Source organism: Cobetia sp. SIMBA_158 (assembly GCF_046566945.1).
Classification (GTDB): domain Bacteria; phylum Pseudomonadota; class Gammaproteobacteria; order Pseudomonadales; family Halomonadaceae; genus Cobetia; species Cobetia amphilecti.
Genome location: NZ_JAWJYL010000009.1, coordinates 1 through 11,413 on the forward strand (window position 1 = coordinate 1; position 11,413 = coordinate 11,413).

The 11,413-nt window shown below is 62.9% G+C and carries 7 protein-coding genes and 1 rRNA gene; 2 read left to right on the forward strand and 6 right to left on the reverse strand.

Going from position 1 to position 11,413, the window contains the following annotated elements:
• The first annotated feature begins 184 nt into the window (after positions 1 to 184).
• Positions 185 to 300: ribosomal RNA gene (gene rrf / locus R2R70_RS13660) — 5S ribosomal RNA — on the forward strand.
• 848 nt (positions 301 to 1,148) lie between these two features.
• On the opposite strand, the gene R2R70_RS13665 is transcribed toward rrf, so the two are convergent.
• Together R2R70_RS13665 and R2R70_RS13670 are read right to left on the reverse strand one after the other, a co-directional pair.
• Positions 1,149 to 3,734: a heavy metal translocating P-type ATPase gene (locus tag R2R70_RS13665; protein WP_410978333.1), complete on the reverse strand. Its 2,586-nt coding sequence runs from the start codon at positions 3,732 to 3,734 to the stop codon at positions 1,149 to 1,151.
• A 257-nt stretch (positions 3,735 to 3,991) separates the two neighbouring features.
• On the reverse strand, positions 3,992 to 4,447 hold the full coding sequence (locus tag R2R70_RS13670) for a MerR family DNA-binding protein (RefSeq protein ID WP_410978301.1): 456 nt from the start codon (positions 4,445 to 4,447) through the stop codon (positions 3,992 to 3,994).
• A gap of 443 nt (positions 4,448 to 4,890) precedes the next feature.
• On the opposite strand from R2R70_RS13670, the gene R2R70_RS13675 reads away from it, so the two are divergent.
• Positions 4,891 to 6,144 carry an OmpP1/FadL family transporter gene (locus R2R70_RS13675; RefSeq protein WP_410978302.1) on the forward strand — a complete coding sequence of 418 codons (1,254 nt, stop codon included), beginning with the start codon at positions 4,891 to 4,893 and terminating at the stop codon, positions 6,142 to 6,144.
• A gap of 178 nt (positions 6,145 to 6,322) precedes the next feature.
• Here R2R70_RS13675 and R2R70_RS13680 read toward each other — a convergent pair whose 3' ends face one another.
• The 4 genes from R2R70_RS13680 to oppB all read right to left on the reverse strand — a co-directional run bounded on the left by R2R70_RS13680 (position 6,323) and on the right by oppB (position 11,366).
• The gene (locus tag R2R70_RS13680; RefSeq protein ID WP_165874008.1) at positions 6,323 to 7,405 is read right to left on the reverse strand and encodes a porin; all 1,083 of its coding nucleotides are present in this window, start codon (positions 7,403 to 7,405) and stop codon (positions 6,323 to 6,325) included.
• A 353-nt stretch (positions 7,406 to 7,758) separates the two neighbouring features.
• Complete coding sequence (locus tag R2R70_RS13685) at positions 7,759 to 9,354, reverse strand: ABC transporter ATP-binding protein (RefSeq protein ID WP_410978334.1); 1,596 nt, start codon at positions 9,352 to 9,354, stop codon at positions 7,759 to 7,761.
• A gap of 147 nt (positions 9,355 to 9,501) precedes the next feature.
• Positions 9,502 to 10,425 (reverse strand): ABC transporter permease, encoded by a 924-nt coding sequence (locus tag R2R70_RS13690; protein WP_410978303.1) that lies wholly within the window; start codon positions 10,423 to 10,425, stop codon positions 9,502 to 9,504.
• A 14-nt stretch (positions 10,426 to 10,439) separates the two neighbouring features.
• A complete protein-coding gene (gene oppB, locus R2R70_RS13695; protein ID WP_043337152.1) occupies positions 10,440 to 11,366 on the reverse strand; it encodes an oligopeptide ABC transporter permease OppB in 927 nt (308 codons plus the stop codon).
• Positions 11,367 to 11,413: the final 47 nt, after the last annotated feature.

An 11,413-nucleotide genomic window follows, 5' to 3' on the forward strand; every position in this document is an offset into this window, starting at 1 on the left:
CAATGTGTTGAGCTAACCAGTACTAATTGCCCGTGAGGCTTGACCATATAACACCCAAGGGGTTTGCGTAGGCAAACCGCCGGGATTGCGACAGGATCGAGACATATCGGTCAGCATGATTCATATTGCGAGTCACGAGGCCACAAGCCTCGAGACTCAGGCATCGCAAGATGCCACCGTTTCGCCTGACGACCATAGCGAGCGTGAACCACCCGATCCCATGCCGAACTCGGAAGTGAAACCGCTTAGCGCCGATGGTAGTGTGGAGTTTCTCCATGTGAGAGTAGGTCATCGTCAGGCACTTATACTGAACCGCCCCTGTAGCCTTGCTGCAGGGGCGGTTCTTTTTGTGCGCAGGAAAAATTGGCGAAAAAGAAAGCCTCGTGCAAGCAAAATGTGCCGAGAATTGCTGATGAAAGCTGCTAGATCATTGGTGTGATAGACCCGCCAGGTAGGGTTTCTCCCTGCAAGAGTCGCGGATGGCCGCCCCGATCCTCGTCAGGCACTTATACTGAACCGCCCTTGTAGCCTTGCTGCAGGGGCGGTTCTCTTTGTGTGCAGGAAAAATCATAGGCGCGAAGGTCATGCGTGGGAGAAGCCATGTGGCATGTGTGGAAAGGCACGCATAGAGACGTCAGAAGATCCGCTGTGCAGAAAGAAGGTCAAAGGAAACGCCCCTGTCACTGATGTGGCAGGGGCGTTTTTGCATTCTCGGCGCCTTGGTCAAGCGGGGTAAAGAAGTGATGCGCGGGGTAAAGAAGAGCAAAGCGGCTGTGGAAAACTCAAGATTCGTCAGTGCAGGAGCTATCCATACGAACTCGCGGCAGCTGTTTCCTCTCCAGTGTGCTGTTGGGTGACACGGGTCTCGGAGCCGCAGGATGGCATGTCATGAGCGCTATCGTTGCGAGTCTTGCGAGAGCCGTCTGGTGCGCTTTTGATCAGGAAACAGTCACGAAAAAAGCCCTGCCACACAGCGTGTGACAGGGCTTTGAGATGATTATCTAGCGCGATTGCCTTGTGCAATCAGCTTGCTCGATTTCAGCGACTACAGAGCAAGTCCTGGAGTGTGTTTCATGACTTGGCGAGCCAGAACCACCAGACAATGGCGGCGATCAGGCCGAACCCTAGCAGATTGATGGCCATGCAGATCATGCTGACGCTCCTTGTGAGGTGGTGGCGGTATTCTCTGGGTTACTCGTTGCGGATCCAGCTGCGCTCGGGGGCGTATATCGACGCAGACGATTGGCATTGGTCACGACGGTGACCGAGGACAAGGACATGGCCAGTCCTGCGATTACCGGCGACAGCAACATGCCCGTGAAGGGGTAGAGGATGCCTGCAGCGATCGGGATGCCGATCAGGTTGTAGCCGAAGGCCCCCACCAGGTTCTGCTTGATGTTGCGCAGGGTGGCCTGGCTGATCGCGATCGCATCCGCGACCCCGCCCAGCGACGGCTGCATCAACGTGATACCGGCGGTCTCGATGGCAACGTCGGTACCTTCGCCCATCGCGAAGCCGACATCGGCCAGCGCCAGCGCCGGCGCATCATTGATGCCATCGCCGACCATGCCCACTACATGACCTTCCTGCTGCAGCCGCGCGATCTCATCGTGCTTGTCATCCGGTGAGACGCCGGCACGGTAATCATCGATACCGGTCTCGCGCGCCACGGCCGCTGCCGTGTGAGGGTTGTCACCGGTCAGCATGATCACCTTGAGGCCGATGGCATGCAGGCGAGCTATGGCATCGCGGCTATCGTCACGCAGCGGGTCGGCCAGGCCGAAGACGGCGAGCAATTCATCGTCGCGAGCCATCAGTATCAGGGTGCGCGCATTGTCTTCCAGCGCTGCTATCTGCTCGCTGAGAGGAGCCAGGCTGATGCCTGCCTCTTCCAGCATGGCAGCGTTGCCCATGCGCCAGGTGCGACCGGCATCGTCCTGGGCCTGAATGCCGCGTCCGCTGATGGTCTGGTAGTCATGGAAGGCCTTGCTGCGCGAGGCATCGGGGCGTCTGGCTTCGATATGTGCCAGCAGTGCCGCGGCCAGCGGGTGCTCGGAGCCCCGCTCCAGTGCATATGCTGCATCCAGTACGGCTTCCTCGTCTTCCCCTTCGAGGAGCGAGACCTCGGTGACCTCCGGCTTGCCGCGCGTTAGGGTGCCGGTCTTGTCGACCACCAGCGCGGTCAAGCGACTGGCGGTCTGCAGTGCCTCACCGCTACGTACCAGCACGCCATGTTCCGCCGCCTTGCCGACCCCGATCATGGTCGAGATCGGCGTCGCCAGACCCAGCGCACACGGACAGGCGATGACGAGTACCGCCGTCGCGACCACCAGCATATGCACGCCGGTCGGCGCAGGCCCGAAGTTGAACCACACCAGCGCCGCGACGATGGCGATGATCATCACGCTGGGCACGAACACGCCGGAGATGGTGTCAGCCAGCCGACCGATCGGCGGGCGCGAATTCTGCGCCTGACGCACCTGGCTGATGATGCGTCCCAGGCGCGTCTCGCTACCGACTCGCTCGACTTCGAAGACCAGACTGCCACGCGTATTGAGCGTACCGGCGGCTACCTCATCGCCGATACCGCGTGACACGGGCAGTGGCTCACCGCTGAGCATCGATTCATCGATGTGGCTCTGGCCCTCGATGACCCTGCCGTCCACCGGAATGCGCTCACCGGGGCGAATGCGCACCTGGTCCCCGCTGCGGACCTCGTTGATATCGATCTCGCGCTCTTCCCCGTCGCGGATCACGCGGGCCGTGCGAGTCTGCAGATCCAGCAACGCGCGCAGCGCCTGCTGAGTACGGCCCCGGGCGCGGACTTCCAGCGCCTGCCCCAGGCTGATCAAGCCGATGATCATGGTCGAGGCTTCAAAGTAGAGCCCGCGCGCCGCCGGGGGCACGCTGTCGGGGAATAGCAGCACGCCCATGGAGTAGATCCATGCCGCACCGGTACCGAGCGCCACCAGCGTATCCATGTTGGCCTGATGGTGCGTGAAGGCCTTCCAGGCGCTGGTGAAGAAGCTGCGTCCTGCCGTGGCGAGCACGCCCAGCACGGCGACGCCGATCGCAAGCCACACCCCGCGCTCGAGCCCCTCGAAGCCGGGATGATGGAAGAACATGCTGATCATCAGGGGGATGCCGATGCCCAGTGACAGCACGCTGTCACGGACACGAGAGCGATATTCCTGATCGGCGTCCTCTTGCTGTTGCTGCTCACCGGCCTGCGTATCTTCCACCAGGCTCGCCCCGTAGCCGACGCCTTCGATGGCCGAGACGATCTCGTCGGGAGCGAGGCGGCTCGTGACCTGGGCGGTGCGCGAGGCGAAGTTGACCTGCGCCTGCTCCACTCCATCCAGGCCATCCAGTGCCTTCTGGATCGTCGCCACGCAGCTGGCGCAGGTGACGCCGGACAGTGAGAACTCGGCGCTTGCGCTATCGGCTGGCTGGCTCTCAGTCGCTGTCTTGTTTGCAGTACCTGACGCGTTCGCAGCGCCTGACTTGCTCGCAACGACCGGCGTATCAGCAGCCGGTGCGGCTTGAGCTTCATCCGCCTCGGCGGGGGCCTCAAGCGAATAGTCCGTCTCGAGGATGATTCTCTCGAGCAGCCCGCGCGGCAGACAGGTGTCCACGTCGAGAATGTCTTCTTTCGGCGTGCCAGTGACTTGCGCAGCCTCATCCCAGTGCTGGATGGCCTCACGCAATCTGGCGACGCACTTCTGGCAGTGCATGCCGTACACCGACAGATCGTGATGGGCGCGTTCCGGCAGGGCTTCCTCCTTGAGGGGGTAGCCGCAGTCGTCCGCGACTTCCTGCAGTGCCGTGGATGACAACTGGCTGTGCATCAGCAACAGCTCTGCGTCAGGCGCGCCGAGCAACTCGGCCTGCGAGTCCTGCGCCTGCAGGGCACGACGAATCCTGCTGACACAGCCCTGACAATGGATGCCAGGTGCCTGCAGAAGGCGTGTCTCGGGAAGTGATGTGGTCATCATGATTGCCCCCCGTCGCGGCGTTTGGAAGTGGAAGCGGTGTCGGGCATGTCCTGCGGAAAGCCTTCGATCAGACAGCACACGCTGTTGCCGTCCGGCACGCCATCCGGCAGGCCCTGCCAGCAATCCAGCGCATGCTCCATGCGCCCTGCCAGGGCTTCCAGCTCACGAATGCGCTCGCGCACTCTCGGCAGGTGCTGTCGCAGCAGGTCACGCACCAGCGGGCACGGCGAGTCGTGCTGGTCCGCCTGCTCGAGAATCTGTTTGATGTCGGAAAGGCTGAAGCCCAGCTGGCGTGCCTGACTGATGAATTTGAGGCGTACCAGCGCCTGCTCATCGAAGCGCTGGTAGTTGTTGACGGGATCACGTCGGGCCGTGATCAGCCCCTGGCGCGTGTAATGGCGAACGGTTTCGGCGGTGACGCCCCCCGCGCGGGCCAGTTCGGCGACTTTCATTGCATCATCTCCTGGTGATCAAGAGTGGCGGAGAGAGCATTCGGCTGCCCTGAAGGTCTGTCGGCAGCCAATGTTCCGTGACTGATCATCAGTGTAAGACTTATGTGTTGCACATAGGTCAAGCGAGCCGATACATACGAAAAAGCTGATGTTCGACCAATAGGCTAGAGGAGGGAGCAGAGGGGGCTGTCGTGTTTTAAACGCTGGAGACAAGGCACTAAATCGTCGTCAGGTCATGGGCTTAGCAGCACGTGACGGTGCAGACATGAATGAAAGTTCCCTGAATACTAGAAATCTCCCTATTCAAACAAACGTTCGCCCTTGACTTGAACGCACGACTCGCCCAAAACGTAGGTGACAGAGCTATGCATCAACGAATGATAACAACAACATGCGGCTCTCCAGCCACCTGCAATGGGACGCCATCCATAATGAAAAACAAGATGAACAAACTCACCCTCGGGGTCGCTCTGGCAACGGTAGCCACGGCTTATGCCGGTGGCGTTCACGCGGGGGCCTTCCAGCTGAACGAGCAGAGTGTCAGTACCCAGGGCACCTCCTTCGCCGGGCGCGCCTCGAATGCCAATGATGCCTCCACCGTGTTCGGCAACCCGGCCGGCATGTCCTTCCTGGATCGTGCCCAGATCACCGGCGGTGTGACCTATCTGGACGTCAATACCGATATTGATGTCGCCAGCGCGAATGATGCACTCGGTCGGCCAGTCTCTGGCGGAGATGACGGTGACATGGTGCCGGGGGCGGCAGTGCCTTCCTTCTATTACGTGCAGCCGATGAATGATCGGGTAGCACTGGGCTTCGGGGTCTACGCGCCCTTTGGCGTGATCACCGATTATGGTTCTGATTTCCGCGGCCGTTATTTCGCCAATTACAGTGAAGTCGAGGTGGTCACCGCCCAGCCGACCATCTCCTACCGCATCAATGACAAGTGGGCCATCGGCGCCGGTGTGACCTACAACAGTATCAAGGGTGAGTTGACGTCGAATACTCTCGATGTCGGCGCAGGCGATGGCAAGGTCAAGATCAAGGGCGACGATGCCGCCTGGGGCTACAACGTCGGGGTCATCTTCCAGCCGGTGGAAAGTACCCGTCTCGGTCTGTCCTATCGCTCCAAGGTGGATTACAGCCTGGACGGCGAGGCCAAGTACAACAATGTCTTCACTGGCGCGGGCTTCGCGAATACCGAGCAGGATGCGTCGCTGGACGTGACCTTGCCGGAAAGCATCGACTTCTCCGTGACGCACAAGCTGGATGATCGCTGGACGCTGATGGCGGGCGTGACCTGGGTGCACTGGAGCCGCTTCGATGAGATCGCGGTGGAAGTCGACAACATGAGCGACATCGTCGAGGAGCAGGGCTACGAGGATAGCTGGCAGTACGCGGTCGGTCTGAGCTATCAGCTCAATCCGCAGTGGGTGCTGCGCACCGGCATGGCCTTCGATGACAGCCCGACCGTGGACGAGCATCGCAGCGCGCGTATCCCGTCCGGGGATCGCACCATCTTCTCGCTGGGGGCCGGCTGGACGCCGATGCCGGAGCTGACCATCGACATGGCCTACACCTACCTGTGGGAAGATACGGCCACCGTCAGCCTGAGCGAACCCAACCGTGGTACCTATGAAGCCGATTACGAGAATGAAGCGCATGGCTTCGGTCTCGGCGCGACCTATCGCTTCTGAGCACGTCAGTGGCTGAAACGCTGAGCTGATCTCGGGACAACCGATACAACTGATACAGAAACGCCCGGTCATATGACCGGGCGTTTTCTTGTCGTCCTTGCCGGGTTCATCAGGCAAGGGCGGAACTATCGCCTCAGCGCGAGCATTGGCGAACCGTTACCAGCGTCTGACATGACGATCAGAAGTCATAACGCGCCAGGAACATCAGCTGGTCGCGGTCGGCGCTGTACTCGCTGCCGTCTGACTGGCGGCTGTTGTCGAAGCGATACTCGGTGGCCAGCGTCAGGTCCTTGACCCGCCAGGCCGCGCCCAGAATCTGATAGGCGTAGCGTGCTTCGCTGTCGGCGTCCTCCAGGTGGTTCAAGCCACCGTAGAGCTCGACACTGTCATCGCCCCAGATGACCTCCTTGAACTTGTAGTTGACCACGAATTCCGCGCCGCGCGCCTTGTCGACGAAATCTTCCGAGGAGTCCAGGGTGCTGCCGGCGATGTGGTTGCGATATTCACCGCCGACGAGGGCGATGTACCAGTTGCCCGGTGACCAGTGACCGCCGAGCAGCCAGGCATCGATATCGCCGTTCTCGCTGTTGCCGCTCTCGTAGTCGCTCAGCTCCGTATGGTGGAAGACGCCGCCCACCGTGAAGTCCTCGTTCGGGTGCCAGTTGAGCGCAGCTTCATAGCTGTAGTCACGCTCATACCCGGAGTACTCGGTCTCGGTGGTGAAGACGCCATCCTCGAAGAGTGAGGTCTCGTTGCTGTGCTGGCCATCATGGCCGAGCTGGTAGAGCAGGCCGACAGTGACATCGTCGAAGCCCTTCTTCCAGTAGAGCGAGTTGTCCGGCCGCCCCGTGCCATGCAGGCCGCCGTCACCGCTGCGGCCTTCGAAGGTGCCGGACGCCTCGCCACCATTGATCCAGAACCAGTCGGTGTTGACGGCCACCATGTCGTACCAGGGGCCATACTGCTTGCCGACCGTGAAGCTGCCCCATTTCTCGTGGGCCGCTCCGGCGTAGAGCATGCGCTTGTAGTGAGCATCGGTGCCGTCCTTGAACCAGGGATCGAAGCCCCATTCGGCGCGGATGATGGAGCTCCAGCCCTGCTCGAACTGATGCTCGTGGATCAGGCGCACCCGCGAGCCGCCGTTGTAGATCTCGTCGTGTGCGCCATCCTGGATCACCGCAAACGCCGCCAGGCGGCCACTGAACTCGACGCGGTCGGTATCCGTCTTGTAGACCTCGATGGCCTGGGCCATGGGGCTCATGCTCAGCAGTCCCGTGCCGAGCAGGGCTGCGCCAATCGCGTGACGCAGTCGTGAGTGAGTGTGAAGGGGGATGCTGGCTGTTGTTGTAGGTTGCATCGTCATCCTGTGCATGTCTTTCCATCGGTGTGGGTAATGCCGGAGCGTCCTGCTCCGGCCTCGGTCGGGTGCAAGCACCCGGTTGGCAGCCAATGCCGATTCGTGTGAGCGACTCGGCAGCCCTTGCCCGGGGCGAGGCCGGGCGCTCATCGCCACCCCTCAGGCAGGCAGTGATGAGGCCCTGCGCCTTTTCTCAGGCAAAGCGGGGTCTTGATGGGCGCCGCAGCGCCCATCAGGCATGTCGTCTTTTCAGGGTGTCAGTGGTGCGTCTGGCCCAGATCCGGGGCGAACGCGGCCTGCATCAATTCACGCGTATAACGCTCACGGGGCGCCTCGAAGATGGCGTGGGTACTGCCGCTTTCCACCACCTCGCCTTCCTTCATCACGATGAGGTGGTCTGACAGCGCACGCACGACCGCCAGATCATGGCTGATGAACAGATAGGTCAGGCCATGGCGCGCCTGCAGGTCGCGCAGCAGGTCGATCACCGTGACCTGTACCGAGCGGTCCAGCGCCGAGGTCGGCTCGTCCAGCAGCAGGAATTCCGGCTTGAGCACCAGGGCGCGGGCGATGGCGATGCGCTGGCGCTGACCGCCGGAGAACTCATGCGGATAGCGATTGCGCATGCCGGGATCGAGGCTGACCTCGCTCAGGGCGTCGCAGACCCGCGCATCGCGCTGGGCGCGATTGAGCTCGGGGTGATGCACGCGCAGGCCTTCGCTGATGATCTCGCCCACGGTCAGGCGCGGCGACAGGGAGCCGAAGGGGTCCTGGAAGACGACCTGCATGCGCGAGCGCAAGGGGCGCATGCCCGACTTGTCCAGCGGCATGATATCGACGCCATCGAAGCTGATCTGGCCCTGGCTCTTGAGCAGGCGCAGCAGGGCGCGCCCCAGCGTCGACTTGCCGGAGCCGGACTCGCCGACGATGCCGATGGTCTGGCCGCGTCGCACCTCGAGATCGATGCCGCGCACCGCCTCGAAGGCGACCTTGGCCCCGAACAGCGGACGCTTGATGGTGAAGCTGACACGCACATCGCGCGCCGACAGCAGCACCGGCGCATCCGCGGCCACCGGCGCCTTCTCGCCGGCCGGTTCGGCATCGATCAGCATGCGGGTGTAGTCATGCTGCGGGCTCTCGAAGACGTCGTGGGTGGCGCCGGTTTCCAGCAGCTCGCCGTGACGCATCACGCAGACGCGGTCCGCGAAGTGGCGCACGATGCTCAGGTCGTGGGTGATGAACAGGATCGCCATGCCGTAGCGCTGTTGCAGCGACTTGAGCAACCGCAGGATCTGCGCCTGCACCGTGACATCCAGCGCGGTGGTCGGCTCATCGGCGATCAGCAGGTCCGGCTCGCAGGCCAGCGCGATGGCGATCATCACGCGCTGACGCTGGCCACCGGACAGCTCGTGGGGATAGCTGTCGATACGTCGCGCCGGCTCCGGGATGCCGACCTGCTCGAGCAATTCCAGCGCCTTGTGGCGAGCCGCGCGGCCCTTGAGATCACGATGCAGCGCCAGTACCTCGATGATCTGGCGCCCGATGCGGTGCAGCGGATTGAGCGAGGTCATCGGCTCCTGGAAGACGGTGGCGATGCGGTTGCCGCGCAGCTCGCGCATGCGCCGCGTCGAGGCACTCAGCAGGTCTTCGCCGCGCAGGCGGATGGCGCCCTTGATCTCGGCGAGCTCCGGCAGCAGGCGCAGGATGGCGGTGGACGTGACCGACTTGCCGGAGCCGGACTCGCCGACCAGCGCCAGCGTCTCGCCCTTGTTGAGGGTGAAGCTGACACCCTTGACGGCGGGTACCGCGCCGTCCGGCAGCTGGAAGTCGACCTTGAGGGCATCGATCTCCATCAGCGGCGGCGTGCCCGGCGCCTCGGCGGCCAGCCCCAGGCGAGTCAGGGTGTCGGCGCGGGCCTGGTCGGCGGCGTTGCGTGCTGGCGGCAGGCTGGAGGAGGTGCCGGAGGTAGAGGGTGAAGAAGTCATGATCAGCGCTCCGGTTCAGCGAGTCTTGGGGTCGAGGGCGTCACGCAGCCCATCGCCGAGGAAGTTGAGGCAGAACAGGGTCGCGGCGAGGAAGGCCGAGGGCACCAGCAGCATCCAGGGTGCGGTCTCCATCATGTCCTTGCCTTCGGAGATCAACACGCCCCATGAGGTCAGCGGTTCCTGCACGCCGAGACCGAGGAACGACAGGAAGCTTTCCAGCAGGATGACCTTGGGCACCGTCAGCGTGACGTAGACGATCACCGGCCCCAGCGCATTGGGGATCAGATGGCGGGTGACCACCTGCAGGTCGCGCACGCCCAGCGCATGCGCCGCCTCCACGAATTCGCGCTTCTTGAGCGCCAGCACCTGGCCACGCACGATGCGTGACATATCCAGCCACTCCACCGCGCCGATGGCGGCATAGATCAGGAAGATGTTGCGACCGAACACCACCATCAGCAGGATCACCAGGAACATGAACGGCAGCGAATACATGATGTCGACGAAGCGCATCATCAGGTTGTCGGTGCGTCCGCCGAAGTAGCCGGAGACGGCGCCGTAGAGCACGCCGATCACCAGGCTGACGAAGGTGGCGACCAGCGCCACCGACAGCGAGATCTGGCCGCCATGCAGGGTGCGGGTCAGCAGGTCGCGGCCGTTGACGTCGGTGCCGAAGACGTGGCCGGTGGCCAGGTCCGGGCCGGTGCCGATGGCGTTCCAGTCGACCTCGTCGAGTTCGAAGGGCGTCAGCCACGGGCCGATCAGGCAGGCCAGCACGATGACGGCCATCACCACCAGGCTGCACATGGCGGCGCGGTTCTGCTTGAGACGACGCCAGGCGTCGCGGGTCAGGCTGTCGCCTGCCGGCGCGGCAGGGGGCTGGCCGTCGAAGGCACTGGCACCGCCGGTGCCGTGGGGAGCGGGAGTTGTCTGTGACATGTCAGGGCCTCGGGTCAGTCGTCGTAGCGGATCTGCGGGTCGAGCATGCTGTAGAGCAGATCGACGATCAGGTTGAGCAGCAGGATCAAGGCGCCATAGAAGACCACCGTGCCCATCACCAGGGTGTAGTCACGATTGAGCGCACCCTGCACGAAATAGCGCCCGATGCCGGGAATGCCGAAGATCTGCTCGATCACCACCGAGCCGGTGATGATGCCGGCGATGGCTGGGCCGAGATACGAGACCACCGGCAGCATCGCCGGTCGCAATGCATGGCGCAGAATCACCTTCCACTCGCTCAGCCCCTTGGCGCGGGCGGTGCGGATGTAGTGACTACCGAGCACCTCGATCATGCTGGCGCGCATCATGCGGGCGATGTAGGCGATCTGCTGGATGGAGAGCGCCACCACCGGCAGCAGCAGGTTCTGCCAGGCGCCACCGTTCCAACCGCCGGCCGGCAACCAGCCGAGCAGAACGCCGAACACCAGCGCCAGCAGCGGGGCGATCACGAAATTGGGCACCGCGATCCCCGCCAGCGCAGTACTCATCACCACGTAATCCGCCGTCGAGTTGCGCCGGATGGCCGCGATCACCCCCAGCGGCACCCCGATCAGCAGCGCGGCCAGAATCGCCCACATGCCCAGCTCCAGACTGGCCGGGAAGCCCTGGCTGATCAGCTCGCTGACATCGAAGTCCTTGTACTTGAAGGACGGACCGAGATCGCCCTGCACCAGATCGCCCAGATAGCGCAGATACTGCATCGGCAATGGCTCATCAAGGTGATAGGCCGCGCGCAGGTTCTGCTCGATTTCCGGGGGCAGGCGGCGCTCGCCATCGAAGGGGCCGCCCGGGGCGACCCGCATCAGGAAGAACGACAGGGTGATCACGATCAGCAGGGTGGGAATCGCCTGCAGCAACCGTTTGAGGGTGTAGCTCAGCATCCAGTGCTCCGTCCGGGCCGCTGCCCGGGTGTGTCGTTGTTATTGGT